The sequence below is a fragment of the Arthrobacter sp. TmtSoilC77 genome, from assembly GCF_059739415.1.
On sequence record NZ_AP046050.1, the window covers coordinates 142,761 to 168,731 of the forward strand.

General features: G+C 62.7%; 27 protein-coding genes. 15 read left to right on the forward strand and 12 right to left on the reverse strand.

Annotation, left to right across the window (positions count from 1 at the left end; genetic code table 11):
- Positions 1 to 123: 123 nt before the first annotated feature.
- A complete protein-coding gene (locus AC6I99_RS00700; RefSeq protein ID WP_497943898.1) occupies positions 124 to 2,235 on the forward strand; it encodes a S9 family peptidase in 2,112 nt (703 codons plus the stop codon).
- A 23-nt stretch (positions 2,236 to 2,258) separates the two neighbouring features.
- On the opposite strand, the gene AC6I99_RS00705 is transcribed toward AC6I99_RS00700, so the two are convergent.
- Positions 2,259 to 3,497: a Fic family protein gene (locus AC6I99_RS00705; RefSeq protein ID WP_497943897.1), complete on the reverse strand. Its 1,239-nt coding sequence runs from the start codon at positions 3,495 to 3,497 to the stop codon at positions 2,259 to 2,261.
- Positions 3,498 to 3,680: 183 nt separating this feature from the next.
- Between AC6I99_RS00705 and AC6I99_RS00710 the strand changes: the two genes are divergently transcribed.
- From AC6I99_RS00710 to AC6I99_RS00745, 8 genes are all read left to right on the forward strand, one after another.
- Positions 3,681 to 4,190 carry an amino-acid N-acetyltransferase gene (locus tag AC6I99_RS00710; RefSeq protein WP_497943896.1) on the forward strand — a complete coding sequence of 170 codons (510 nt, stop codon included), beginning with the start codon at positions 3,681 to 3,683 and terminating at the stop codon, positions 4,188 to 4,190.
- 147 nt (positions 4,191 to 4,337) lie between these two features.
- Positions 4,338 to 5,813: an FAD-binding oxidoreductase gene (locus AC6I99_RS00715; protein WP_497943895.1), complete on the forward strand. Its 1,476-nt coding sequence runs from the start codon at positions 4,338 to 4,340 to the stop codon at positions 5,811 to 5,813.
- Positions 5,814 to 6,195: 382 nt separating this feature from the next.
- The gene (gene dhaK / locus AC6I99_RS00720) at positions 6,196 to 7,197 is read left to right on the forward strand and encodes a dihydroxyacetone kinase subunit DhaK (RefSeq protein WP_497959804.1); all 1,002 of its coding nucleotides are present in this window, start codon (positions 6,196 to 6,198) and stop codon (positions 7,195 to 7,197) included.
- A gap of 2 nt (positions 7,198 to 7,199) precedes the next feature.
- Positions 7,200 to 7,862, forward strand: coding sequence for a dihydroxyacetone kinase subunit DhaL (dhaL, locus tag AC6I99_RS00725; RefSeq protein ID WP_497943894.1), 663 nt, complete (start codon positions 7,200 to 7,202; stop codon positions 7,860 to 7,862).
- Positions 7,859 to 8,548: a dihydroxyacetone kinase phosphoryl donor subunit DhaM gene (gene dhaM, locus AC6I99_RS00730; RefSeq protein ID WP_497943893.1), complete on the forward strand. Its 690-nt coding sequence runs from the start codon at positions 7,859 to 7,861 to the stop codon at positions 8,546 to 8,548. The genes dhaL and dhaM overlap by 4 nt, the downstream gene beginning before the upstream one ends.
- Positions 8,549 to 8,636: 88 nt before the next feature.
- Positions 8,637 to 8,813, forward strand: coding sequence for a CsbD family protein (locus tag AC6I99_RS00735; RefSeq protein ID WP_224094634.1), 177 nt, complete (start codon positions 8,637 to 8,639; stop codon positions 8,811 to 8,813).
- Between the two features lie 91 nt (positions 8,814 to 8,904).
- Positions 8,905 to 9,165, forward strand: coding sequence for a DUF4235 domain-containing protein (locus AC6I99_RS00740; RefSeq protein WP_224094636.1), 261 nt, complete (start codon positions 8,905 to 8,907; stop codon positions 9,163 to 9,165).
- A 4-nt stretch (positions 9,166 to 9,169) separates the two neighbouring features.
- Entirely contained in the window at positions 9,170 to 9,529 is a 360-nt protein-coding gene (locus tag AC6I99_RS00745; protein WP_309931589.1) for a VOC family protein, read from the forward strand.
- A gap of 15 nt (positions 9,530 to 9,544) precedes the next feature.
- Here AC6I99_RS00745 and AC6I99_RS00750 read toward each other — a convergent pair whose 3' ends face one another.
- Positions 9,545 to 10,057: a VOC family protein gene (locus AC6I99_RS00750; RefSeq protein ID WP_497943892.1), complete on the reverse strand. Its 513-nt coding sequence runs from the start codon at positions 10,055 to 10,057 to the stop codon at positions 9,545 to 9,547.
- 73 nt (positions 10,058 to 10,130) lie between these two features.
- Here AC6I99_RS00750 and AC6I99_RS00755 point away from each other — a divergent pair, with 73 nt between their 5' ends.
- A complete protein-coding gene (locus AC6I99_RS00755) occupies positions 10,131 to 10,916 on the forward strand; it encodes a helix-turn-helix transcriptional regulator (RefSeq protein ID WP_309931584.1) in 786 nt (261 codons plus the stop codon).
- Here AC6I99_RS00755 and AC6I99_RS00760 read toward each other — a convergent pair.
- The 6 genes from AC6I99_RS00760 to AC6I99_RS00785 all read right to left on the reverse strand — a co-directional run bounded on the left by AC6I99_RS00760 (position 10,913) and on the right by AC6I99_RS00785 (position 18,078).
- Positions 10,913 to 11,068, reverse strand: coding sequence for a hypothetical protein (locus tag AC6I99_RS00760; protein ID WP_309931582.1), 156 nt, complete (start codon positions 11,066 to 11,068; stop codon positions 10,913 to 10,915). The two genes, AC6I99_RS00755 and AC6I99_RS00760, sit on opposite strands and share 4 nt — an antisense overlap.
- Positions 11,069 to 11,180: 112 nt before the next feature.
- On the reverse strand, positions 11,181 to 12,533 hold the full coding sequence (locus AC6I99_RS00765) for a cation:dicarboxylate symporter family transporter (RefSeq protein ID WP_497959806.1): 1,353 nt from the start codon (positions 12,531 to 12,533) through the stop codon (positions 11,181 to 11,183).
- Positions 12,534 to 13,373: 840 nt separating this feature from the next.
- Positions 13,374 to 14,273 (reverse strand): IclR family transcriptional regulator, encoded by a 900-nt coding sequence (locus tag AC6I99_RS00770; RefSeq protein WP_309931578.1) that lies wholly within the window; start codon positions 14,271 to 14,273, stop codon positions 13,374 to 13,376.
- 133 nt (positions 14,274 to 14,406) lie between these two features.
- The gene (locus tag AC6I99_RS00775; protein ID WP_497943890.1) at positions 14,407 to 15,891 is read right to left on the reverse strand and encodes an MFS transporter; all 1,485 of its coding nucleotides are present in this window, start codon (positions 15,889 to 15,891) and stop codon (positions 14,407 to 14,409) included.
- Between the two features lie 178 nt (positions 15,892 to 16,069).
- Positions 16,070 to 16,438 carry a hypothetical protein gene (locus tag AC6I99_RS00780; protein WP_497943889.1) on the reverse strand — a complete coding sequence of 123 codons (369 nt, stop codon included), beginning with the start codon at positions 16,436 to 16,438 and terminating at the stop codon, positions 16,070 to 16,072.
- Positions 16,435 to 18,078 carry a flavin-containing monooxygenase gene (locus AC6I99_RS00785; RefSeq protein WP_497943888.1) on the reverse strand — a complete coding sequence of 548 codons (1,644 nt, stop codon included), beginning with the start codon at positions 18,076 to 18,078 and terminating at the stop codon, positions 16,435 to 16,437. The genes AC6I99_RS00780 and AC6I99_RS00785 overlap by 4 nt, the downstream gene beginning before the upstream one ends.
- Before the next feature lie 178 nt (positions 18,079 to 18,256).
- On the opposite strand from AC6I99_RS00785, the gene AC6I99_RS00790 reads away from it, so the two are divergent.
- Positions 18,257 to 19,198 (forward strand): SDR family NAD(P)-dependent oxidoreductase, encoded by a 942-nt coding sequence (locus AC6I99_RS00790; protein ID WP_309931570.1) that lies wholly within the window; start codon positions 18,257 to 18,259, stop codon positions 19,196 to 19,198.
- A gap of 43 nt (positions 19,199 to 19,241) precedes the next feature.
- Here AC6I99_RS00790 and AC6I99_RS00795 read toward each other — a convergent pair whose 3' ends face one another.
- The 4 genes from AC6I99_RS00795 to AC6I99_RS00810 are packed head-to-tail and all read right to left on the reverse strand — an operon-like array spanning position 19,242 to position 21,803.
- Entirely contained in the window at positions 19,242 to 19,919 is a 678-nt protein-coding gene (locus AC6I99_RS00795) for a TetR/AcrR family transcriptional regulator (protein ID WP_497943887.1), read from the reverse strand.
- A 2-nt stretch (positions 19,920 to 19,921) separates the two neighbouring features.
- Complete coding sequence (locus AC6I99_RS00800) at positions 19,922 to 20,410, reverse strand: HtaA domain-containing protein (protein WP_497943886.1); 489 nt, start codon at positions 20,408 to 20,410, stop codon at positions 19,922 to 19,924.
- Complete coding sequence (locus tag AC6I99_RS00805) at positions 20,407 to 21,030, reverse strand: carboxymuconolactone decarboxylase family protein (RefSeq protein ID WP_497943885.1); 624 nt, start codon at positions 21,028 to 21,030, stop codon at positions 20,407 to 20,409. The genes AC6I99_RS00800 and AC6I99_RS00805 overlap by 4 nt, the downstream gene beginning before the upstream one ends.
- A 17-nt stretch (positions 21,031 to 21,047) precedes the next feature.
- Positions 21,048 to 21,803, reverse strand: a complete 756-nt coding sequence (locus AC6I99_RS00810) for an SDR family NAD(P)-dependent oxidoreductase (RefSeq protein ID WP_309931564.1) — start codon at positions 21,801 to 21,803, stop codon at positions 21,048 to 21,050.
- 238 nt (positions 21,804 to 22,041) lie between these two features.
- On the opposite strand from AC6I99_RS00810, the gene AC6I99_RS00815 reads away from it, so the two are divergent.
- The 4 genes from AC6I99_RS00815 to AC6I99_RS00830 all read left to right on the forward strand — a co-directional run bounded on the left by AC6I99_RS00815 (position 22,042) and on the right by AC6I99_RS00830 (position 25,960).
- Positions 22,042 to 22,875 carry an IclR family transcriptional regulator gene (locus AC6I99_RS00815; RefSeq protein WP_497943884.1) on the forward strand — a complete coding sequence of 278 codons (834 nt, stop codon included), beginning with the start codon at positions 22,042 to 22,044 and terminating at the stop codon, positions 22,873 to 22,875.
- 158 nt (positions 22,876 to 23,033) lie between these two features.
- Positions 23,034 to 24,263 carry an NAD(P)/FAD-dependent oxidoreductase gene (locus tag AC6I99_RS00820; protein ID WP_497943883.1) on the forward strand — a complete coding sequence of 410 codons (1,230 nt, stop codon included), beginning with the start codon at positions 23,034 to 23,036 and terminating at the stop codon, positions 24,261 to 24,263.
- Positions 24,264 to 24,299: 36 nt separating this feature from the next.
- Positions 24,300 to 24,623, forward strand: coding sequence for a ferredoxin (fdxA, locus tag AC6I99_RS00825; RefSeq protein WP_309931559.1), 324 nt, complete (start codon positions 24,300 to 24,302; stop codon positions 24,621 to 24,623).
- A gap of 2 nt (positions 24,624 to 24,625) precedes the next feature.
- The gene (locus AC6I99_RS00830) at positions 24,626 to 25,960 is read left to right on the forward strand and encodes an FAD-dependent oxidoreductase (RefSeq protein ID WP_309931556.1); all 1,335 of its coding nucleotides are present in this window, start codon (positions 24,626 to 24,628) and stop codon (positions 25,958 to 25,960) included.
- The last annotated feature ends 11 nt before the right edge of the window (positions 25,961 to 25,971 follow it).

Here is a 25,971-nt window from a genome sequence, read left to right on the forward strand (position 1 = left end):
CAAGCCCCCATAACGCGCTTAAATGCGACCTAGTTGGGAGCGGCGGGCGAATATCTGAAAGTAGTGTTTCACTAAGAGTGAACTACCCTGTGATCCGCGACACAATGCGTGTTGAATCGGAGCATGGATTCCACTGACACCCCAAGCCCAGGCACGGCATCACCTGAAACTCCATTCCACGACATCGATCACTACCTCTCCATCCCCCGGGTCAGTGGTCTCACGCTCAGCCCGGACGGCAAGCGCCTGGTCACTACCGTTTCAACCCTCAATGGCAAAGGCACTGAGTTCGTCACCGCATTATGGGAGATGGACCCCACCGGTCAGGGCCATGCCCGTCGGATCACCCGGAGTGCCAAGGGTGAGGCCGGTGCCGCCTTCGCCGCGAACGGCGACCTCTACTTCACGTCCTCCCGCCCCGACCCCGAGAGCGCAGATCCCGACGCCGATCCGGTGAACGCATTGTGGTTGCTCCCCGCCGATGGCGGCGAGGCCCGGGTTGTGCACTCGCGCGCCGGCGGGATCAGTTCCGTCATGGCCGCAAAGAATGCGGATGCCATATTCGTCAACGCCGAGGTTTTGGCAGGCTCCAGCAATGAGGAGAACGACGAGGAGCGCCGCAAGGCCCGCAAAGACAACAAAGTGTCCGCCATCCTGCACAGTGGCTACCCGATCCGCTATTGGGACGCGGACCTGGGTCCTGCCGAACCGCGTTTGTTCGCCGTGGAGCCGGGCGAGGCGAAGGAGCACGGCAAGCCAACAACCATTGACGCGCCAACGCCGCTCAAACTGAGGAACCTGACGCCCGGCGTCGGAGGCTCGCTGCGGGAAGCCAAAACTGTGGTGAGTCCGGACGGCAAGACCATCTACACGAGCCTCACGAAAGCCCTCGCCAAGGCCAACAGCCGTGAGGTGCTGGCCGCCGTCGACGTTGCCACGGGAACAGTAAAGGTGCTCCTGGACCGCGAGGGAATGAGCTACTTCCCTGGTCCCGTCAGCCCGGACAACCGCACGCTGGTAGTGGAGAGTGAGAGTGACACCACGCCCACGCAAGCGCCGCAGGTCAAGCTGCACCTGCTGGACGTATCAGGCAGTGAAACGACTGACCTGGAGCCGCTCGCGCACCAGTGGGACCGTTGGCCTTCTGCCTTGGCCTGGCTGCCGGACGGCAGTGCCATCCTGGCGAAAGCGGACGACGACGGCGCGTCGCCGCTTTTCCGGATCGACGTCGCCGACGGGCGGGTCACACGGGTGACGAAAGACGCTGCAGCGTATTCCGACGTCGTGGTTTCGCCGGACGGAACCACAGCCTACGCGCTGCGGAGCTCCTACGGGTTTCCCCCTGAAGCTGTACGGATCGACCTCGCTTCCGGAGAAGTGGTGAGGTTGCAGGCACCCGCGGAACGGCCAAGGTACAAGGGGCGCCTCGAACGCGTGGAAACGACGGCGGAGGATGGCTCCCGCGTGCCAGCGTACCTGGCGCTCCCTGAAGGGGCTTCCGATGACAAGCCGGCTCCCCTCCTGCTGTGGATCCACGGTGGACCGCTGGGCTCATGGAACGCCTGGACCTGGCGTTGGAATCCCTGGCTGCTGGTCGCAAAGGGCTATGCCGTGCTGCTGCCTGACCCTGCGCTGTCCACAGGTTACGGCCAGGAGTTCATCCAGCGCGGCTGGGGTGAATGGGGCAAGAAGCCCTTCTCGGACCTCATGGCCATCACCGATGCCGTAGTTGAGCGGGCGGACATCGACGGGTCAAGGACTGCGGCGATGGGCGGGTCCTTCGGCGGCTATATGGCAAACTGGGTTGCCGGCCAGACCGACCGTTTCAAGGCCATCGTGACCCACGCGAGTTTGTGGGCCCTGGACCAGTTCGGCCCCACCACCGACGCCGCACAATACTGGCTGAAGGAAATGACGGTGGAGATGGCGATGGAGAACTCGCCACACCTCAACGTACGCAACATCAAGACACCAATGCTCGTGATCCATGGAGACAAGGATTATCGCGTCCCGATCGGCGAGGGCTTGCGGCTTTGGTACGAACTGCTGTCCTCGTCGCAGTTGCCCGCGGACGACAACGGCCAGAGCCCGCACCGGTTCCTTTACTTCCCCGACGAAAACCACTGGGTACTGCAGCCGCAGCACGCGAAGGTTTGGTACGGAGTCGTGGAGCACTTCCTGGCAAAGCAGGTGCTGGGCGAGGACGTGGCGCTGCCGGAGGAGTTGGGGATCTAGAGACCGGAACGGGCGGCGGCGGATCAGCCTGCGGACATACGGCTAATTCCGGCGGCGTAGGCGTCGAGGACTTCGAATATCCCGCGGTGCTGCCACACGCGGTTGCGGCGGCGGCCTGACGCTTCCGTCAGTACGCCGCGGTCCGTCAGGGCATCGAGTGCGCGCAACGCCGCCATCCCGCCAAGTCCGAGCTCGGTCACAAGGTACTTCGTGTTCACTGCAGGCTGGCCGATCAGTGCGGGCAACACCCGCCAGGCCGCCGCGTCCGCGCGCAGCCCCGTCATCTTCGCGCGGGACTCCTCGAGTTGTGCGACAAGGTCGTCGACCAGCCGCGATCCGGTAGTTGCGGCGATCCGGCTCGCCATGGCGAACTCGCGGACGATCGGGCCGGCATCGCCCTCCCGAAATGCGCCCAGTGCTGCGAAGTAGCGTGCGGTATCCACCAGGAGGCCCGCGGAGATCGGCACGGCGGTTGAGTCCACCAGGCCCTTGTTACGGAGAACCGACTGCGCCAGTGCGCGCCCTGTGCGGCCGTTCCCGTCCGGGAAGGGGTGGATCGTTTCGAACTGGGCATGGCTGATCGCCACTTGGACGAGTACGGAGACATCATGGCGATCGATGAACTTAACCAGGTCCGTGATCGCACCGGGAATGCGGTCGTGGTGCGGAGCGACGAACTCGGCCACCCGTGGCCCTGCCTGACCCGGGCCGATCCATACCTGCTCGTCCCGGAAACGGCCGGCGCCGGGAGGATCGAAGCCGCGCTTGTGGAGCATCAGTGCCTTGTGCATTGCGAGGATGGACTCCTCGCTGATGTCGTCGGCCAGTTGGAGGGCCGCCTCCATGGCTCGAACGTTGCCGATGACGGTGAGGGCGTTGGATTTGCCGCCCTCGTCGATCTCGGCAAGAGCGAGCTGCTTGGCGGACGTCGTCAACTGTTCTATCTGCGAGCTGGAGGCAGACTCCGTGCGCAGCAGGATCGCCGTCATTGGCCCGAGCGCGGGATTCTCTCTACCAAGGAGCCGCTGCGCGTGCTTGTCGAACCCGACCAGCTGTCGAGTGGCGTCCTCGATATCGGCGGAATCTTCGCTGGAGATGATGGGAGTCCAGTCGGCTATCGGCGCCGTGACGGCAGCCTGGTAAGGACCGGTTTGGCGCTCCACCTCCGCGCGGGAGTACATCTCCGGCGCTCGCGGCTTCCAGTCGAAGGTCTCGAAGGAGACCGGATCGACCGGAATACCAACGCGCGGATGTGTTGCCATGCACCCAGCTTACCAACACTTAACATACTAAGTGTTGGTAAGGGCTTCCAGTCCACCAGATAGGCCTCCTGAAGCTTGGCCACGACAGCCCTTTGCCAACAGATGGACCCATAAATGTTGGTAACCGCCCCTCTTTCTCGGTCACGAATCCGCGGCCAGGTCCCACGTGGCTAGGATGGGGGAGTGAATTCGACCTTTAGCCTTCGTCCTGCCCGCACCAGTGATGTGGCGGCGATTAAGAGGCTGGTCGCGCCCTTGGCGGAGCAGCGGATTTTGATGGCCAAGGAAACTGTGGCGTACTACGAGAGCCTCCAGGAATTCCGGATTGCCGAATCCCAGGATGGCGACGTGATTGGCTGCGGCGCCCTGCACGTTATGTGGGAAGACCTGGCCGAGATTCGTACCCTCGCGGCTGCGGACACGTGGCGGGGGCGCGGTGTGGGGCACGTGCTGGTGGAGGATCTCCTTGAAAAGGCCAAGGAGCTTGGCGTTAGCCGCGTCTTCTGCCTGACGTTTGAGGTGGACTTCTTCAAGCGCCATGGCTTCGAGGTCATGGAGGACCAGTCGGCCGTGGATCCGCAGGTGTACTCGGAGCTGCTGCGCTCGCATGACGAAGGCGTGGCGGAATTCCTGGATCTGGCCCGCGTAAAGCCCAACACCCTGGGCAATACACGCATGATCAAGCACCTCTGAGAACCCACAACAAGACCCGACTGATGCGGGGTTCAACCCTGCCCGGATTATGCGTGATTTAAAACCCTTCTCTTATCTAAAGTTGATGGATAAACTGATCGAGGCTTGCTGGGGAGCTTCCGCCATTCGGTCAATCGAGAGAAGATCATGCAGTCCCACGCGTCCTTTTCAGGTAATGCAAGCATTTCAGAACTCCAACTCAGCGTGCGCGGTCCCGTGTTCACGCCTGACGATCCCGGCTTCCAATCCGAGGTAGCGGCCTTCAATCTCTCCACTGAACACAAACCGGATCTTGCCTTCGGCGCCCTCGACGCAGAGGACGTTTCGGCGGCTATCAGATGGGCTGCGGAACGGGGAATGCCCGTGGCCGTCCAGTCCACCGGGCATGGTGCAACAAACGCGATAGAAGGCGGGATGCTCATCAGTACCCGCCGCATGCTGGAACTCAGCATCGACCCCCTTGAGAAGACTGCCAGGGTGGGTGCCGGTGTTCGATGGAAGGCTGTGGTTGAGCTTGCTGCAACCTTCGGTTTGATGGGCCTCTGTGGTTCAACCACTGACGTCGGCGTGGTGGGATACACCTTGGGCGGTGGCCTGCCCATCCTGGGCCGTAAGTACGGCTTCGCCTCGGATCATGTCATCGCTTTCGAGCTGGTCACATCGGATGGCACCCAGCTACGGGTTACCAAGGACGAGAATCCTGAGCTGTTCTTCCTCCTGCGAGGCGGCAAGGGCAACCTGGGCATTGTGACGGCCATGGAATTCCACCTCTTCCCAGCCGCCGATCTCTACGCAGGCGGTGTGTACTTCGACGGCGGGCACGCCCCGGAAGTCCTGGAGGCGTTTAGGGAGTGGGTGCCATCGCTGCCGGCGGAGGCATCGGCGTCATTGGCGTTTTTGCGTCTCCCGGAGATGGAAATGATTCCGGAGCCGTTGAGGGGAAAGTTTGTGATCCACCTCCGCTACGCCTACCAGGGTGACCTGGCTGCTGCGGCGGAGCTGCTGGAGCCCATGCGCCGAAGCGCGCCGTTCATGATGGACGCCACCGGCCCTTTGGAAGCAAGCCAGTTCGACACAGTCCACCAGGATCCGGACCAGCCAGTCCCCGTTCGCGAGCGTGGCTTCCTGCTTGACCGTTTGGACGAGGAGGCGTCCGAGGCAATTCTGCGGCACTTCGGTCCGGGCGTTGAGAGTCCGGTGTTGCTGGCCGAACTACGACTGCTGGGCGGCGCCCTTGCCAAGAGCTCGGAGGGCGAGGATATTGTGGGCGGCCGTGACGCGGCGTTCAGCTTCTACATGGTTGCCATTGCCGCGCCTCCTGTTGTCGGGGTGCTGCCGGCAGTTTTCGATGCCGTGCACGCAGACCTTCGTCCGGCTGCCAATGCAGGCACATTTGTAAACCTCCATGGGCACTTTGTGGATGCCGAGGACAGGGAGCGGGCATGGGGTCCCAGCGCACGGGAGCGGCTGAAGAAGGCGAAGGCGGAACTGGATCCGAAGAACATGTTCAGCTTTGGGCACGTAGTCGGGCTTCCCGTCGCGGAGCAGCCGGTGGTTATGGATCAGGCCGTGCTGCTCGACGACGTCGTCACGGCCGGCGGCGACGCCGTACTGAACAGTTGAGGGGGCGGACCGTGCAAGATCGTGTCACGTTTCCGGACTTTTCAGCTTTCCAGATAGACATCCCCCACGGCTCCTGGCCGAATGAATCCTTCTGGCCGGGGACAGCCCATTCCAACCCGGACCTGTACTCGGCATTTTGGCTCGATTTCCACGCCCGGGGCGAGGCGGAGATCAGTCCTCCATCCACCAGCGCGGAGCCTGGGCATCACCCGGATCAAGCATGACATTCCGGCAGGGACGGGCCTTTGGTGCCGTCCCTGCCTGTCTTTTAATGGGTGTCGGCTAACAGGTGTGGGCGTCCTCGCGCCGCCGAGGCCTACCGTGTGCCCGGGCGCCGGTAGTAGGGTCAGAGCACCAGCCACAGCACGCCCAGGAGCATCCCATGAAAAAGCTCATAAATGATCCACGCGCCGTGGTGGACGAGTCCGTCGAGGGGTTCGGCATGGCCCATGCCGACATCGTGGACGTCCATCCCGAGCCCAAGTACGTCATCCGGAAAGGTGCACCTGTTGCGGGCAAGGTTGCCCTGGTATCCGGCGGGGGCAGCGGCCACGAGCCACTGCACGCTGGTTTCGTGGGCCTCGGCATGCTCGACGCCGCGGTGCCCGGTGCCGTCTTTACCTCGCCCACGCCCGACCAGATCATACCGGCGACCGTCGCCGTGGACTCAGGTGCCGGCGTCGTGCATATCGTCAAGAACTACACCGGGGACGTCCTGAACTTTGAGACTGCCGCGGAGATGGCACAGGTAGAAGGCGTGCACGTGCGTTCGGTGCTGGTCAACGACGACGTCGCCGTGGAGGACTCGCTGTATACGGCGGGCCGCCGTGGAGTGGGCGGGACGGTCCTCGTGGAGAAGATTGCCGGTGCCGCCGCTGAACGCGGAGACGGTCTTGAAGCCGTCGCCGCCATCGCGGAGCGGGTCGCTGCCAACGTGAGGACCATGGGAGTGGCGCTTTCCGGCTGCACGGTTCCGCACGCGGGTACGCCGAGCTTCGAGCTGGCGGAGGACGAGATCGAGATCGGTATCGGCATCCATGGCGAGCCTGGACGCCACAGGATCACCATGGAAAGCGCCGACGCGATCACCGACCGTCTCTTGGAACCCGTGCTTGAGGATCTCGCCATCTCGTCCGGGGACAGGGTGCTGCTGTTCGTCAACGGCATGGGCGGCACGCCGCAGAGCGAGCTCTACATCGTCTACCGAAGGGCCGCCCAGGTGCTCGCGGAGCGCGGGGCATCCGTGGAACGCTCACTCGTGGGGAACTACGTGACTTCACTTGAAATGCAGGGGTGCTCGGTGTCCGTGCTGCGCCTGGACGACGAGCTGGTGCAGTTGTGGGATGCTCCCGTCCACACGGCTGCCCTCCGTTGGGGAGCGTGAGCATGAGACTGGGCGTCGATTGGGCAGTGGACTGGCTGAAGCTTTCGGCGAAGGCTATGGCAGAACACCGAACGGAATTGATTGAACTGGACCGCGCAATCGGCGACTCCGACCACGGCGAGAACATGGACCGTGGATTCCAGGCCGTCCTGCAGAAGCTGGACGAGACGCCGCCGGAAACTGCGGGAGCTGCCCTCAAAGCGGCGGCGATGGCCTTGATGTCCAAGGTGGGCGGAGCTGCGGGGCCGCTGTATGGGACGGCATATCTGCGGGCGGCCACATCGCTCGGCGATTCCACTGACATCGACGCCGATGCTTTGGCTTCCGCGCTCGCGGCTGCCCGCGACGGAGTGGTGGCGCGCGGCAAAGCCGAAACAGGGGACAAGACCATGGTTGACGCGTGGACGCCCGCAGTTGAGGCAGCCAAGAACGCGGCGTCCGATGGCGGCGATGTACTCGCCGTCCTGCAGGCTGCTGCCGAGGCGGCCGAAGTGGGGGCCGTGGCCACTGATCCGTTGGTGGCCCGCAAGGGCCGCGCAAGTTACCTCGGGGAGCGGAGCGCGGGGCATCGTGATCCAGGAGCGGCCTCAACGGCGTTGCTCTTGCGCGCCGCGGCAGCAGCAGCGGCCGGCTCCGCAGGAAACACGGGAACCGACGCCGTATGACGGTTGGGATTGTGGTTGTCTCCCACAGCAGCAAGATCGCTGAGGGCGCTGTGGAACTCGCCGCCCAGATGGCGCCCGACGTCGAACTCGTCGCCGCCGGGGGCACTGACGACGAACGCATTGGCACCAGCCTCGAGAAGGTGCTTGCCGCCGTCGAGCAGTCACTGATTGATGCCGGAGGAGAGGGCGTGGTGGTGCTGACGGATCTGGGCTCGGCAGTAATGACAGCTGAGTCTGCGATCGAGTTCGCCAGCGACCCCGACGCTATCTTGCTCGCCGACGCGCCTTTGGTTGAAGGGCTTGTGGCCGCGGCAGTCGCGGCGCAGGGCGGGGCGGGCGCCGAAGACGTGCGTAAGGCTGCCGAAGCGGTGGGATTCCGGGCTTCTGCCGGCACGGAAGCGCCGGACAATCTTTCGGAGTCCCGGGAACCGGATGCTGCAGGCGACTTCGAGCTCATTAATCCCATGGGCATCCACGCGCGGCCTGCGGCCAAGATAGCCGGTGGACTGTCCGGCCTTGACGCTGAGGTGACGATCAACGACGTCGACGGAACGTCCATGATGGCGCTCATGGCGCTCGCCGCCGGCCAGGGTGCAACCCTGCGCGTGGAGGCCCGTGGCAAGGACGCCGCAAAGGCAGTTCAGTATGTTGGGCGGTTGGTGGGCGAAGGTTTCGGGGAGATCTGACCCGCCTTCGTCAGGAGCAAATATTGCTAAGTACACTGATTAGTGATGTTGTAGAGGTACAGGTTCACTACAAGGAAGAGGTGCGGGCATGGGTGCTGACGACAAGATGGAGAACGCTGGCGAGAAGATCGCAGGCAAGGCCAAGGAAGCTGCCGGAAAGCTCACTGACAACGAGCGCCTGGAAGCCGAAGGCAAGGGCGAGCAGGTCAAGAGCGACCTCAAGGGCGCCGGCGAAAAGGTAAAGGACGCTTTCAAGCACGACTAGGAATTCGGGCAGGGCCGTTGCGGTTGCAGCGGCCCTGCCTTCCTTTGTGTTTGGCAGGGCAAACCCGCGCGATCAGATGGAGGATTCTTTCGTGAATTTGCTGGTGAAATTGTTCGGCCTGGCAGTCAGCCTTGGAGCTGGAGTGCTGGCAAACAAGACGCTTGAAGGACTCTGGGAGAAAAAGACAGGCAAACCTGCCCCCAAGGACGGAACCAATCTGAACGATTCCTTGCCGGGAGTGCTCATGTTCGCTGTGGTTTCCGCGGGCGTTGGCGCCGTAGTTCACGTTCTTACCCAAAGGGGCACCAAGAGTGCGCTGGCCCGAATGAAGAAAACGGCAGACGAGGTTTAGCAAAATGGCAATAGCCCGATACCCGAGTGTTGTTATCGATTGTCCGGATGCGCCCGCCCTTGCCGCCTTTTATGGCGAACTGCTGGGCTGGGAGGTCAAAGGCGAAACTGATTGGTTCGAGATCCGTCCCAGCGATGGGAACAACTGCATTGCTTTCCAACAGGTCCAGTCGTATCACGCACCGGAATGGCCGGGGCAAACGGTACCCCAGCAGATGCACCTTGATCTGATGGTGGAAGATCTGGACAAGGGTGAGGAAGTGGCTCTTTCGTTGGGTGCAAGCAAGGCGGAGCACCAGCCGGGGACCACCTTCAGGGTGTTCCTTGACCCGGCCGGACATCCGTTCTGCCTGTGTCTTTCCTAACCTGCCTGTGCCTCTCTAACCCTGCTGGGCCGCCCACTCCTCGACTCGACGGTTGCTCTCCTCTTCGGATAGATCTTCCACCCGCGTCATGATGGACCAGCGGACACCGAACGGATCGCGGATGCTGGCATATCGGTCCCCTGAAACGAACGTGTTCAGTGGTTCGCGGATGAGGGCCCCGGCTTGTTCCGCCCGTTGCACGAGTGCGTCTGCGTCCGGGCAGTAAAAGCCCAGGGAATAGCAGTCATCATCGCCGTCGGGCGCCGGGACCAAGTGGTATTCCGGGTTGGGTTCCCCGAGTTGAAGGTGACCGTTCCCGAGGTCGAGTTCGGCATGGACCACAACCCCGCCCATCTCCGTGACGCCAACAACACGTGCGCCGAAAACGTCCGTATAGAACGTGATCGCATCTTTGGCATTGGGTACGGCAAGGAACGGCGTGAGGCTGGTCAGCCCGTTAGGGACTCCGTGGGTGGTGTACTTTCCATGGGCGGCCATGGTTGGCTCAGTGCTTGTAGTATCTGTCATGTCCTTGACGCTACGGGCCGGGCTGTCCCCGGCGCTTGGAGATTCGCGACAGACTTTGTTGGGGAGGAGGCTCGTGGACAGTTCCTTCAAGGGCATTCTGTACCCGGCACGGCTTCCCACTTTCAACCGTTTGGCGGCACCGGAGTCTGTTGCGGAGCTGGTCCAATGGTTCTGGATTCCTGAATGGGACATCGAGCCAGGCCGCATGTCCCGTCAACACCTGATCGCCTACCCCGCGTCCAATCTCGTTGTGCAGTTGGATGACGTGGTCTTCTCGGGTCCCACAACCCGGGCCGCTTATCGAGACTTGAATGGCCGTGGCTGGGCAGTGGGAGCGCTGTTGCGCCCTGCGGCTGTTCCGGTGTTCACCGACGATCCGGGCAGCTTGCGTGATGCCGAGGTGGTGTTGCCGTTTGAGGACCTTCACCGTTCTGTCGTACGGGCCATGAACGCTCCCGACGGCGGTGCCCGCCGCGGGCTGGCAGTGGACGCCTTTGCGTCGTGGCTGGGTGCCCTGAACTACTTCCCTTCCGAAGAGGCCTTACTGGCGAACCGGATGATGGACGTTATTGGGGCCGACCCGGAGGTGACACGGATTGAGGACGTGGCGGCCCGGCTCGCTGTCTCGGGGCGGACGCTCCAGCGAATTGCCAGGAAATACATCGGGCTCAGCCCGTCGGCGCTCATACGTCGACGTCGACTGCAGGATGCCGCGGAGAGGGCACGTCTGGACCCTTCCGCTGATCTTGCGGGCATCGCGGCCGAACTTGGCTATGCCGATCACGCACATTTGACGAACGACTTCCAGAAATACCTGGGGTTCACGCCGAGCACCTATCGGCGTGTGGTTGGGGGTTAGTCGTCGGCCGATCCCGGCTCGCTCAAATGCCGGTTGAACTCCGCCCCTGCGGCGTCCGGCATGACGTTGCTGCCGAGCCCCATGAGGCGGGACTTCAAGGAGCCGCCCAGCACGTTTCCCTCACCTTTCATCTCTGTGGGCTCATCGATCATCCCTTTCGGTTCGCTATGGAGATTCCAGCGCGAAGCGCGCCCGGAGGAAGACTGTAACTGACAGGTTACTTAGTATTTTCGCGCCCGGCGCCAATAGGGACAAAGCTGCTGACTACACCGAAGCAGGCACCGGTGGTTCCGTAACCTCTTTGGTGGGTTCCGGCGTCGTGGTTTCCCCGCGGAAGGCGGCCAGCATCGCCTCCCGATCGAATTGCCCCTCCCATTTGGACACCACAAACGTGGCAACGCAGTTGCCGAGCAGGTTGACCACGACGCGCATTGAGTCCATCAGCCTGTCGGCTCCGAGGAGCAACGCAACGCCCGCAACGGGGAAGATTCCCAAAGCGCCGGCAGTAGCGGAAAGGGCCAGGAAGGCCGAACCCGGAACGCCTGCCATCCCTTTGGAGGTCAACATCAGGATCCCGAGGGCGGCCAGCTGCTGGCCCAAATCGAGGTTATGCCCGAAGGCCTGGGCAAGGAACAGCAGCGAGATCGAAAGGTAGAGGGCGGCGCCGTCGAGGTTGAAAGAGTAGCCCGTGGGAACCACCAAGCCCGTGGTTGCGCGGGAGCAGCCTGCGTTGGTCAGCTTGGTCATGATCCGTGGCAGCACTGATTCTGTGGATGCCGTGCCCAGCGCCAGCATGAACTCTTCGCGGGAGTACTTGATGAACTGCCACAGTGGAACGCGTGGATAAACCCACGCCACGATGAACAGCAATCCGATGAAGACCAGTGCCGAACCGTAGCACGCAGCCACCAGCAAGGCGTATGTGCTCAAAGAGCTGAGCCCGTACTGGCCGATGATGAATGCCATGGCCCCGAAGGCGCCTACAGGGGCAACACGCATCACCCAGGACATGATCTTGAAGAAGAGTTCGAGGGTGGTCTCCATGAGGTCGATGACGGGCTTGCACTTCTCCCGTCCCACCACCACGATGGCCGCCCCGAAGAAGACCGCGAAACACAGGACCTGCAGCAACGTGTTGGATGCGAAGGCTCCAACCACGCTGGTGGGAATGATGCCCAGCAGGAACTGTCCTGCATCCTTTGGTGGCGCCGTGGTGGTCTTGGCGTTGACAGCTTCCGCTGACAGGGAGGTGGGATCGATGTTCAGGCCAGCTCCCGGCTGGACGATGTTGGCCACGAGCAGCCCGAACGCAAGCGCGAACAGTGTGGCGGCGGTGAAGTAGATGAGGGCTTTGACGCCCACCCGGCCAACGGACCTCACGTCGCCCACGGCCGAGATGCCGGTGACGATGACCAGGAATATCAGGGGCGCAATGATCATCTTGATGAGTTGGATGAAGCCATCGCCGAGGGGGCGAAGCGCGGACCCGACGCCCGGCCAGAAGTAGCCAATGGCGACCCCCAGCACCACGGCCACCAGGATCTGGAAAAACAGGGATCTATAGAGTGGCTTCTTGGCCGCTGGGCTCACAGCCATAGCGGGTGCGGGAATCTTCATGGCGCCTATCTGTGCGGGGCCATGCAGGGTCACGGCCGGGGATCACACATGACGCTATGAGGGGCGTGTTTCGGAAATGCTAATTTCAAAGCCTCTTTGTGTTTAATATCGGAATCAAGATTTCACGATACGAAAAGGCCTACTGCGGTTGAAGGGGTTGGCAGCCTTCCGCGAGCACCTCCGGCGGCTTTGGAGCCGGCTTATGGAGCGCATCAAGAAACAACCTGTAGGAGACCACCCCCGCATTTGCGGACCCGGTGGAGCAGCAGCATCGGTAAACGTGCGTCATCCACGGACCGGGCAGGAGGGCTCGAAGCCACGAGTCGCACTCGGTCAACGAGAGCGGGGCTTGGATTCCACTGTCCCTGCGATGAGCAGCAATGGATACAGTGACACATGTTCCTGCTGGCGCTGGGCCCGTAGCGAACCATCCCCATTCCACGGTTTCGACGACGATCGTCACATTGACGGTCTCGTCCTCAAATGATGGGGTGGGGCTCATTCGATAGTGGCGTCGGCCGCGGTGGCGTGAGCCGCGTTGCGAGGACCCACTTAGTGCCTCGCGAAGTTCGTTCAGTTCAGTGCCATGTTTGTGGCGGATCCTCGCGCTGAGGTCCGTGACCAGGTTTCCCTCTGCTGCGGCAGGCGCTGGGGCGCCGACGGCGGCGCGGGTGGGTGCCGTAACAGAAAACGTGTCACGGATGGGCTGCTCAGACCGGTGCACAACACCCCCAGGACTTGACCATCAGGCAGGTGAGATGAGGATACCCGCCCAAAAATCAAATCGCTAGAGGAACCGTTCGATTATCCCGACCCTGATCTAAAAGCCGGAGAGAATGGTTACCGCGCCGGGCGTTCCCACTGGCTGTTGGACTGCATCCTGTTGGACTCCACCCTGTTGGACTCCACCCTGTTGGGTTGGGGCCGGATGGCCACTCGTGAGCTTGCGATACGGTCGGTGAGGGCAGCGGCCGAGTCCCTGACCACGCGTACCAGTTCGGATTCAGTGCCCAAATCGAAGCGGCTCTCGGGAATCGTGATGCCGACATCGCCGACGACGATGGTGCCCGAGAGCCCGAAGACCGGGGCGGCGATGGAGATCGCGCCCTCGATCCGCTCTCCGTGCGAGATGGCGTAGCCATCCCGGCGGATCTCGTCCAGTCGCGCGCTTAGCTTATCTGGGTCAACGCGGGTGCGGGTGGTCAGGGCGGGGAGCGGGCCGTGGACGATCTCCTGCCGCGCCTCATCCGGTAGGAAGGCGAGGATCGCGAGTCCGCTGGCACCTGCGTGCAGAGGCAGCCAGGTGTGCATCGGCAGCACATAGCGCAGGGGGTGCGGAGATTCGACTGTGTGGGTGAACATCATCTGCTGGCGCTGTTCGTTGTAGACGCCGAAGAACGAAGACTCGCCCGTGCGCTCGGTGAGTTGACCGAGGATGTCCGTGGCCGCCTCCTCGAGTGGGAGGCGGGCAGTCGTGGCCCAGGCAAGCCGCAGAAACTCGAGTCCGAGTCGATAGGCGCCGTCGCGTGTCCGCCCGACCATCCCGAGCTTCTCCAGGTCCCCGAGCAGCCTGTGGGCCGTACTCGCGCTGACACCCATAAGGGAGCCCAATTCGCGAACGCCGTAAGAGTCCTCCCCAGTGTCGACCATAAGGGTCAGCAGTTCGATCCCTCGCGCCAGCGGATGCCGCTGCCTGTCTGGCGACGGCTCTGAACCAGCAGCCGTTTCGTTTGTACTCATTGCCCCTCCGAGACTCTCCGACGACGCGTTGCGACCATTTCTTGAAATGGTCGCAACGCGAAGTGGTACTGGATGAGTCTATTCAACAGGACACGCCTTGGGATGAAGAATCGACGCGGTGGGCGCGGGTGCGTCAGCGATGGGCGGGTTCTTCCAGCTTTTGGGCTTCTTGTTCGCTCTGGACCGCCTCGATGATTGCCCCGCGCTGATTCATGGGTGTCGATTTCTTGATGGCCATGGTTGCAGCGAACGCGGCCGCGCCTGTGACGACGATGAAAATGATGCCGGCGTTCCATGAAGAAATGGTCGGTGCTGTGGTGCCGGGCACTGTAGCGGACGCCAGCACAACGCCGATGATGGCGGTGCCGATCGCGCTGAAGAGCGTGCGTCCTACAGTAAAGATCAGGCCGACGGCTTCACTTGTGTCGCGGGCGGAAACATTCTCCACGATGACAATCGGAATGCTGATGGTGAGGAGCACTGTTCCCACCGAGCCGATCACCACTGCGACGATCGAAAGCGGGAGGTTATGGGTCGAGAAGAAGAAGCCGGAGTATCCCAGTATTCCGAGTGCGGCGCCGCCGGCGACTATCACCTTCCCGCCGAATCTTCCGGCGATTCTCCCTGCCACCGGCGACAGGGCGAACGCGATCGCTCCCGAGATCAGCCCATACAGGCCGGCTTGGGTCGGAGTCAGGCCGAGTCCTACAGGCAAATTCTCTGGGCTTTGCTGAAGGATGGGCGTGAGCAGGCCGGGCGCCGCAAGGATGCCGAGCGAGACAAAAGCAGTGACGACGAGAGCAAGAACCAATGAACGCTCACGGAACAGTCGTAGGTTGAACATCGGCTTCTTTATCCGCAGTTCCCAGATGATCCAGAACGTGAAGAGCAGCACCCCGATAACAATGAGGACGACCACCAGCGGGCTGGCGCCCTGGGTGCGTGACGTCGTGAACCCGTAAAGAATGGCTGCAATTGCTGGCGCCATCAAAATGCCGCCCAGCACATCCAGCCGGCCACGCTCAGTCACTGTGCCCACCGATTTGGGCAATGCGAGTGCGACCAGAATGGCCACGACCGCCAGGATGGCCGAGGCGATGAACAGGCTGCGCCAACCGCCCGCGGCGAGAAGGATGCCGGCGGCGACGCCTCCTATTGAGCCGCCGATCAGGCCTATACCCGATGTCAGGCTGATGAGCACCGAGACTCGGGAAGGCGGGGCAACCTCGCGGGCCACGCCGATGAGAAGCGGAAAGAGGCCCGCGCTGGTTCCCTGCAGTGCGCGTCCGATCAGCACGCCTTCAAGGTTGCCCATGAAGACGCTGATGATGGGACCAACAGCGGAGATCAGCATGAGAATGATGAGGATTTTCTTCCGGCCATAGATGTCACCGAGCCGCCCCGCTATAGCAGCCGTGCCCGCGCCAACGAGCAGGAAGATGGTAACTACCCAGGAGATCGCCGATGCATCGGCTTGGAAGGCAACCATGAGTGTGGGGATGGCCACATACATCATGGTCACTTCAAAGATCGGGGTGAGCTCGATGATCATGAAGACCGCAATGATCAAGGCAAAAGGCCTCACCGCGATTGACCGTGTGGGGTCGGTCGACGTCATTTCGTTCCTAACTCCGTTGTTAGAGAGAATGTGTTCGTTTTAGTGGAACAAGAGTTTCGTTGTGAGGATTCAATGGTTTCACCGTCAAAGTCCCCTGTCAAGAGCCCGCTTGCGTCAGGGGTGGTTAAGCGCGGTCGAGGGAAACATGGCCCCGATGGCCGCGAAGTCATGGTGATTCTCACGGCAGGACGGGCTTTCCTTCAGCGACGAAGGGCACGAAGACCATGCTGCTGAGATCGAGGTCCGGGCTCATGCCGAGACCAGCCCCGAAAAGCAGGTCCCGGGCGGAGGAGGCAGACCCCTCTACTGCATAGATCGTCGCGTACCGATGCGAGACGGAAGCCGGCGCATCCGTGGAGGCGCGGTACCGCTGGGCGGCGACGAAGCCGGGAAGCCCGAGCACCTCAGGTATGTGTGTCTCCCAGTACCAGGGGCGGAACGCTTCGTCCCGCCCCTCTACGGGGTTGACGAGTGCAAGCAGCATCTCGCGTGGTGGCAGCAGTTCTTCGGTCAATTCAGTCTCCATTTCGGACGGAACGGTGGTCATGACGCGCTGACGCTCTCGCGCACGGTCGACAGCGCACCGTTGTAGTCCCCGGTTGCGGTCATCTCGTCCAGGATCTCGTGCAGCTTGGCGCGTCCGCCCGGGTTGAGCAGGAATTTTCGAACTTTACCCTCGACGTTCGCGCCGTAATAGTGGCTGTGCTCTGCCGAGAAGATGGATTTGGGCGCCAGTGTCTCAATCATGGTCATCCACGATTCCTGCTGTTCGGCGGTCGGCTCGAAGCGTTCGTAGCCGTGCTCACGGGCATGAACCAGCGTTCCGGTGATCCAGTCGATCTGGTCCTGCGAGTAGCGCGGATAGTTGCCTCCGCCGGCGCCGTGAGGCCCGCCGGGGAAAAAGAAGTTCGGCAGCTGGTGCGCGCTGAACCCGCCGAAGTCAGTGGGGCCCTCTTCCCAGTCCGTGCTGAGGTCCAGGCCGTTAATACCCTTGATGCCCATGCGTGTGAGCGCGCCGGTGCCGAAGTCGAAGCCCGTGGCAAAAACGATGATGTCGTATTCGCGGTGACCCCCGGTTGTTTCGATACCCGATTCATCAACCCGCACGATCGGAGTCTCGCTGAGCGCGATCAGCGAGGCCGCGGGATTGTTGAACGACTCGTAGTAGTTTGTGACGAATGGCGGGCGCTTCGCGCCGAACAGGTGGTCCTTCGGGATCAGCCTTTCGGCCGTGACCGGATCCTTGACGATGCTGCGGACCTTGTTCGCGAGGAACTCGCAGAATTCAAGGTTGACCTCGCGGTTGGTGGTCATGTCGTAATAGTTGGAGGTGAGCTTGGCGAAGCCCGGACTGTTCCAGATCTTCTCGTAGAAGGCTTGCCGTTCTTCGAATGAGTCGGCGGTGGAGAACTTGCCGGCGGGCTCGTGCAGAAAGCCGGTCGGGTTGGCCGCCGAGCCGAGCTTCGCAGCAATCTCCTCGAAGTTGTCCCGGAGCCACGCGTTGCGCTCATCGGTGATGGCCCCGTTGTTCAGCGGGGTGGTCCAGGTGGGCGTGCGCTGGTAGAGGTCCACGGTCTCGACCAAGTCAACGATCGCGGGCAGGATCTGGGCTCCGCTCGGTCCGTTGCCGATGATGGCGACGCGCTTGCCTGTGAAATCGACCGGCGTGTGCGGCCAGGCGCCCGTGTGATACGCCTGGCCCTTGAAGTCCTCAAGGCCGTTCAGGTCAGGGTAGTTCGGCACAGAGAGGCCGCCGGTCGCTGAGATGACCCAGCGCGCCCGGATGGTTTCGCCCTTTTCCGTGGTCACCGTCCACGCGGTGTCTGCCTCGTTCCAGAGTGCCGATACGACCTTCTGGCCAGTGCGGATGTGCCCGCGGAGGTCGAAATGGTCCACCACGAAGTTGAGGTAGCGCTCGATTTCGGGCTGGGTGGCGAACTCTTCCTCCCAGCGCCACTTCTCGAAGAGCTCCTTGGAATGGATGTATCCGTACGTGTAGCTCTCGGAATCGAAGCGCGCGGAGGGGTAGCGGTTCCAGTACCAGACGCCTCCGACGCCGTCTCCCGCTTCCAGCGTCCGGGCCGAGAACCCGGCCTCAAGCGCACGCTGCAGCGCGTAGATGCCCACGACGCCCGCGCCGATCACCAGTACTTCGACATCAATGTCGCTGCTGGTCTGTTCTGCCATTGACTTCACTCCTACTCGGTGGGCGCCACTGTGGCGACCGCAGGATCAATATTCAAGCACAAGTGCTCAATAACGACAATAGATCGCCCATTGGTCTGCATGATTTCAAGGATTTCTTTGATTGATATTTTTGAGCTGTTGTGATGAAATCTGATGACGGACACTTCAAAGGAGAACCATGAACGCCACCCCTGACCTCCGATTCGACGGACGTGTTGCCATAGTGACGGGAGCTGGCCGCGGCCTCGGCCGCGCACACGCCCTGCTGCTCGCCGAGCGCGGTGCCAAGGTAATCGTCAATGACCTCGGGGGCTCAAAGGAGGGCGAAGGCAACGACGCCGGGCCCGCCAATGAGACCGCCGCGGAAATCATCGCAGCGGGTGGCATTGCCGTCGCCGATACGAACAATGTGGGCAGCGAGGACGGCTGCCATGCCCTTGTAGAGACCGCGATCCGTGAGTTCGGTCGAATCGACGTCGTCGTGAACAACGCGGGCATCTCGCGCTGGGCGACCTTCCCCGAGGCTGATGCCGAGAACCTTGAGCTCACGCTCGACGTGCACCTGCGCGGCACCTGGCACACGACGCGCGCCGCCTGGCCCTACATGGAGCAGCAGGGGTATGGCCGCGTGATCACGACGACATCAACCGGCATGCTGGGTCTTCCGGACAACCTCGCCTACGCGACGGCCAAAGGAGCCCTCATTGGCTTCACCCGCAGCCTGGCCGTAGCCGCGGCGCCGAAGGGAATCCTGGTCAATTGCGTGGCGCCGAACTCCGTGACCAGGCCGAGCCTCTCGGCCGACAAGCCGAACATAGTCTCAGCAAGCCAAATGGACGCGGCCCGCGTTCAGGCCATGCAGACTGATCTCGTCTCGCCGATGGTCGCCTACCTGGCGCACGAATCCTGCGAAGTGAATGGCGAGATCCTGGTTGCTGGCGCCAAGCGCTTCGCCCGCTGGTTCATGGGCTTTACTCCGGGCTGGCTCGACGGCGGTGACGGAGTCCCCACCATCGAAGACATCGTGGAGCACTGGGATGAGATCAATGACCAGAGCGGCTACTACGTGCCTACGGGCACGTACGACTGGGGCGCAAGGTTCATGGCGCACCTTGCCTAAGCGATAATCCGGCACGGGATCTGCGTTCGCGCGGGTCCCGTGCTTATTTTCTGGGGTAGTCGTTGGCGGGCGTTGCAACAAGCCCCGCGCTGAGGAAGGTAATGAGGTCTGAGATGAGGGCCTCGATGGCTGCCGGGAGATGTTCACGTTTGCGCTGGGCTGTGTGGTAGCGGGCAAGCGCATGGACGGCGCTGGTTAGAGTAACCCACCAGCGTTCGTCGAGTACGGCCTCGGGTATTTCCGGTACCAGCTTGCCGAGCAGGGTGCGCAGCGTCACGACAGCGGCACCAACGCGCACTCCGACCAGCCCTTCATATCCGCCCTCTTCGGTGATGTAGAGGGAGAGGAAGGGGAGGTAGTGGTTGTCTGGCTGGAAGTGGATGGCGAGCGGACGCACGAATGCGCTGACGACGTCGGCTACGGTGGGTGTCGTTTCGCTCAGCATGAGGCCGGTCACCATCTCGGTCCGGCTGATCTCACTCTCCGCCCCGCGGAATTCCATGATCGCCTTAACGATCTCTTCACGCTCGCCGAAGTGGTACTGCACGGCCGCGTGGTTGCGTTGCCCCGCGGCCTTGCCGATGTCCCGCAGTGGCACTGCCGAGATTCCGTGCTGCGCGAAGAGCCGCTCTGCCTCCGTGAGGATGCGCTGGCGTGTTGCCTGGCCTCGCACGTTTTTCCGCTCACCAGACGACCTGGAGGCAACTGAAGTTTGGGACATGCCTATGAGTCTAGTGAGACGCGAACCTTGAGCGGAGCAAAGTCGGTGCCGGCAGGGTAGACGCCGCCGAATAGCTCCACGCCGCTTGCCAGGAGATGGACATCGTTCGCAGTCCAGGCCAGATCCACGTCGCTGTGCTGGGGCACTCCCGCGTCTGTCGCGGCAATGAGGGTGGTGGTGCCGTCAACATTGGTGCGCGCGGACAACATTCCGCCCTCGTGCCCGGTGACGAGTTCAGGATCGGCGATAAGGACGTCGAGAAAACCGTGGTGCGCCGTAAGTCGCACAGACCCCGCGAAAGACAGGTGCCACTGTCCGTCAGTTTGCACGGCCCTGCGAAGGGGGAACGCGAACGCGCCGTCGGTGGTGATGGTGGCGCCACCCTCCACGGTGTACGAGCCGCGGGCAACAACAGTTACGTAGCGCAGCAATGAATCGCGGACCGCCCATGTGAGCGATCCGCGATTCACGGCGTCGTGCAATGACGTCACTTGGCCAGCTCGGGGGAGTGGCTCTCAGGGAAGCTCTCCATACCGGGCTCGAGTTCGAGGCCCATGGTTCGGAACACCATGCAGTGGAAGTCGTAGGTACCCACAGTGAAGAGCAGATCGATAAGCTGCTGGCGGTTGAACCGTGCTTCCAGCGCCTGCCAGGTCTCGTCACTCACGTTCTTGTCGCGGCACATCTCATCGATGGCGCGGACGAGCGAGGCATCATCCTCGGACCACAGGGCTGCATCAGGCCCCTCGGACAACGCGGCGATTTCATCGTCCGTGAGGCAACCAGCGGCCCTGCTCATGCGCACGTGCTGCGCCCACTCGTACTCGCCGTAGCCGAGCCAGGTAGTGCGGATGATGGCGATCTCGCGGATGCGGTCGCCAAGGCTCGAGTTGCGAAGATGGTTCGAGTACGGCATCCAGCCTCGCATCAGCTCTGGATGCCACGCGTAGATACCGAGGATGTTCGATTTCGGCCTGGTTTCGGGGGTGAGCTGCGGGGCGGCCTGGCCACCGGCGCCATGCGTGGCGAGCACGCTCAGCGCGTTATCGACCTCGGCATCCCAATCTTCGGTAGGGCGGGGGGTGATTCTGGGCTGGGTCAGCTGCGTCATCTTTAGTGCTCCTGTTCTCATGCGATGAAAGATCCGCCATTGACGCTGATGGTCTGGCCGGTAACGTACGAGGCGTCATCGGAGGCGAGGTAAGAGACTGCGGCAGCGATGTCGGCCCCGGTACCCATGCGGCCCACGGGGATGTACCTCGCCATGTCCGCTACTGATGGCATGTTGCCGGCTGCCCGCTTCTTCTCGACGCTTGGGGTGTCGATCGACGATGGAACTACCGTATTGACGGTCACCCCGGATTTGGCGAATTCCACGGCCAGCGCTTTGGTCAACGCCAGTTGACCGCCCTTGGATGCTGCGTAGTGCGCCATTCGCGGCGCACCGCGCTGGGCGCTGGAGGACGAGATCAGCACTACGCGGCCGTTGCCAGCCTCAAGCAAGTCCGGGAGGCCTGATTGCACCAGGTTGAAAGTACCGGTGAGGTTGATGGTCAGGATCTGGTTCCACTGCTCCAGTGTCATGTCAAGGAACGGCTGCTGCGGCGCGACGGCCGCGTTGGCCACGATCACCGACAGTGGACCAAGATCGGCCCGGATGGCTGCAAGTGCGGTATCCACCTGCTCGCGGTCACTCACATCGGCCTGGTATCCGCGGGCGACGCCGCCGGTCTCTTCAATTCCGGCGGCGGCCTTCTCAGCCGCCCCTTCGGTGCGCGTGAGGATGGCGACGGCGAACCCATCTTTCGCAAGCCGTTCCGCAATGGACAGGCCGATGCCTGCCGCGCCTCCTGAGACGACTGCTACGCGCCCTGCCCCGCTCATTGGATCTCCTGGCGGATGAGGCGAGTGGTTTCGTGTGTGGTCATGGTTGTCCCTATTCCTTGCCTAGCCGACTGCTGAGCCGAGGCGGGCGTGCCGCCACGCCTTTGTGTGGTGCTCCGCATGCGCTACTGTTTTCTACAACTGAACAGACGTTCCGTTCTCGGGAGATTTCAGAATTGCACGGCCCGAAGATGGATGTCAAGCCACTGGAAGTGGCCATGAAAAGGGATGGTGAGCGATGGGTAGTGCGGCAGGGAAGAGCGAACGAGAGGCCGACGACGGGCTGCGCCGCAGGCATCCTTTGGCCCGTGGCATTGAATTGCTCACGCTCATGACTGACAGCGACCAGGATGTTCATGGGGTGCGGGAATTGGCGGGGCGGCTTGAGGTAAGCCCAAGCACCGCGCACCGCCTCATTGCGGACCTTGAAAAGCTGGGGCTTGTCAGCCGCACTGCCAACGGCTCGTATCGGCTGGGCCTTGAATACCTGCGCCTTGCTTGGACGACGACGGAACGGTATCCGATCCAGGAAGTGTCGAGGGATACGCTGCAGGAGTTGACGGAGCAGAGTGGTGAGTCGTCATTCTTCGCCGTCTTCGGCGAGCAGCGGCTGAGGATGATGTTTGCGCTCGTCGTGGAGTCATCGCATCCACTGCGCTACACGCTTCCCTTGCGTCAGCAACTCCCGCTCCACGCCGGCGCCAGCGGTTTGGCGATCCTCGCGTTTCTGCCAGCGCAGATCCAGGCCGGCATTGCGCATGGCAGGCTGCACCCGGCCACCGATCGCACCTTGGTTCGGCCGGAGAGCCTGCTCGACAGGCTGGCCATTATCAGGAGCGACGGGTATGCGATTACGCACGGCGAGCGTATTGAAGGGGCGATCGCAATAGCCTCGCCGGTCTTCGGGCCCTCTGGCAACGTGGTCGGTTCGGCCGGCATCTCCCTGCCTGAAGCGCGCTTCAACGCCGCGCACACGTCCTCGCTCGCGGGCCTGGTCAAGCAGTCCGCGCGCCAGATCACCGACTATCTCACTGGCGCCAGGGACCCACGTACCGGCATCGCGCGGAAGTAGTCAAGGCGGCCTTGACATGGATTCAGAGCTGAGCTCATACTGATCCTGTTGCGTTGTAAGAACCATCTGTTCTGTTCAACGAATTTCAGTTTTACGAGAAGTACCGCGAAGGGCCAGCCAAAATCCTTCGCGATCCCTGACTACACCGAGGATCAACGATGACCCAAGCAAGCGCCGACCGCCACGTAGTCATTGTGGGTGCGTCGTTGGCCGGAACACGCGCGGCCGAGGGGCTGCGGCACCTTGGACACGCCGGCCGCATCACGCTCATCGGGGCCGAGCCGGAGTTGCCGTACGACCGACCGCCCCTGTCCAAAGAACTGCTCACGTCCGACTGGTCCGATGAGTCAGTCGAGTCGTTTCGCCTGGCCACCAAAACCGGCCTCGAAGGAGCCGGTATCGAGCTCAAGCTCGGCGTCGCCGCCACGGGACTGGACACCACCAATCGCCGCGTGATCCTCGCCGATGGCACTACCGTCGCCTACGACGTCGTGGTCATCGCGACCGGGGCAGCCGCGCGGCCCTCACCTTGGCGTCCAGGGACCGGCGTTTACCAACTCAGAACGCTTGAAGACTCTCGCGCCATAGCCGCCCGCCTGAGGCTCGGCGAGCCCGTCGTCGTGGTTGGTGGCGGCTTCATCGGCACGGAGATCGCTGCGGCCGCCGTCGGCTATGGCTGCGATGTCACAGTGGTGGACCCCGTTTCCGAGCCAATGGCGCGAATCGTCGGCCCGGAGATCGCCCGCAGCCTCGTCGAACTGCATCACCGGCACGGGGCTCAAACCCGCTTCGGTGTCGGCGTCGCCGACATCCAGGGCCAGGACGGCCAACTAACAGTTATCCTCGACGACGGCACTCGCCTTGAGACCTCGACGGCGGTAGTCGGCATCGGCTCGATCGCATCGACCGAATGGCTCGCGGCTTCCGGTCTCACGCTCGATAACGGCGTAATGACCGACGGTTTCCTGCGCGCAACAGGAGCCGATGACGTCTACGCGATCGGCGACGTAGCACGCTGGCCCCACCCCGGCCGCGGCATGCAGGTTCGCGCCGAGCACTGGACCAATGCCAGCGACCAGGCGCGGTATGTTGCTGCCGCCATCACCCAGGGGGTCGAAGAGCCCTATGACTCCACCGATTACGTGTGGTCGCACCAGTACGACTGGAAGGTCCACACCATCGGCTGGCGCCACCCCGAAGGCAGTTCCACCATCGTCGGCGACCTGGCCGAGAGCGGGAAAACCGCGGTAATTCACAGCGACGCGAAGGGAGACGTGTGTGGTGCGGTCACCGTGAACTGGGTACGCGGACTCAACCTGGCCCGCAGGCTCTTCGCCACCGGGGAGTCCGCACAGACAATCGTCGAAAAACTTGGGCAGCTGGCCTGACGGCCGCGCTGCCAGAGTGTAGAGAGGAAACGAACCATGGTCTATGTAATCGCTGACGCATGCGTCGACATTCAGGACAAGAGTTGCATGCAGGAGTGCCCTGCCGACTGCATCTTCGAGGGGGGACGGATGACCTACATCAACCCCGACCTCTGCATTGACTGTGGGGCCTGCATGACGGCCTGTCCAGTGGATGCTGTCTTCTACGACGCCGAACTTCCGGCCGACAAGGAGGAGTACGTCGGAATCAACGAGCGCTTCTTCGAAGAGGTAGAGACGCCGAAGAGCGGCCGGAAGGCCGGCAAGATCGACTACGACGTCGACGTTATTGCCGCTCTTCCACCGCGAACAGGAGCCTGAGCATGAATGCCTTGCGCGTCGCGGTGGTCGGTTCCGGTCCGTCGGGTGCCTATTGCGCCCAGCTTCTCACGGAGGAGTCCGGGTCACCGGTGGAGGTGGATGTCTTTGAGCGCCTGCCGGCACCGTTCGGCCTGGTTCGCTACGGCGTCGCGCCCGACCACCCCCGGGTAAAGTCGATAACTACCTCGTTTGCCGAAGTGTTCGATGAGACCCCGGGTGTGCGCTTCCTCGGCAACGTGCAGGTGGGAAGCGACATTACAATCGATGAGCTCCGCACGAATTACGATGCCGTGGTGTTCGCCAGTGGTGCACAGGTGGACCGGAATCTCGGCATCCAGGGCGAGGACCTGGCCGGTGTGCACGGGGTACGCGAATTCGTGTCCTGGTACCAGGGCCACCCTGACACCAAGACCGATGCCTTCGCCCTCAAGGGAAACCGCGCGGTCATCATCGGCGTCGGCAATGTGGCGCTCGACGCAGCACGCATGCTCGCCCACACCCCCGAGGCACTCCGCGCCACGGACGTGCCCGAGCACGTCGTTGACACCTTTGCGACGAGCACGTACCGCGAGGTTGTGGTGATCGGCCGCCGTGGCCCCGCATTCGCAAAGTTCACGAACAAGGAGTTCATCGAGCTGCTGGAAGTGGAGAGCTGCGACGTCATCATCGATCCCGCAGACTTGGAGCTCGACGCCCAGCAGCAGGAACACGCTGACGCCGACCCGGCAGCCAGGCGGTTGCTCGCCACCTTCGCGAAGGCCGCCGAGCGGGGCGTGCTGGGGCGCAACACGGCCATCCGTTTCCTGTTCGACCGCACGCCGATGGAATTGATGGGCGAGGAATCAGCTTCGGCCATTCGTCTGGCAAGGACAAGCGATCCCAACGTCACGGAAATCATGGAAACCGAGCTCGTACTCCGCTCGGTCGGTTACCGGGGCGCAGCCATCGATGGCCTGCCCTTTGACGAGAGGTCCGGCACCATCGCGCACCTCGATTCGCGCGTCGCCGACGACGGAAAAGTATTGCCCGGCGTGTATGTGGCCGGCTGGATCAAGCGCGGCCCCTCGGGTGTGGTTGGCACCAACCGCCGCTGCGCCTTGGAGACGGTGACTTCCATCCTCGCGGACGTCGCCGCGCCAGGCTGGACGTCGACGGCCACCCCTGCTGCCGCCGTCGATGAGCTATTGCGCTCCCGCGGCGTACGGGTGGTCGACTGGACCGGCTGGCAGTCTCTTGAGCAGGCTGAGTACGCGGCGGGTGAGGCGGTGGGTCGCGAACGCGTCAAGCTGCACGACCGTGCCGAGATGCTCCGCGCCGCAGGCGTCGTGGTCGGCTGAGGAGCAACGCC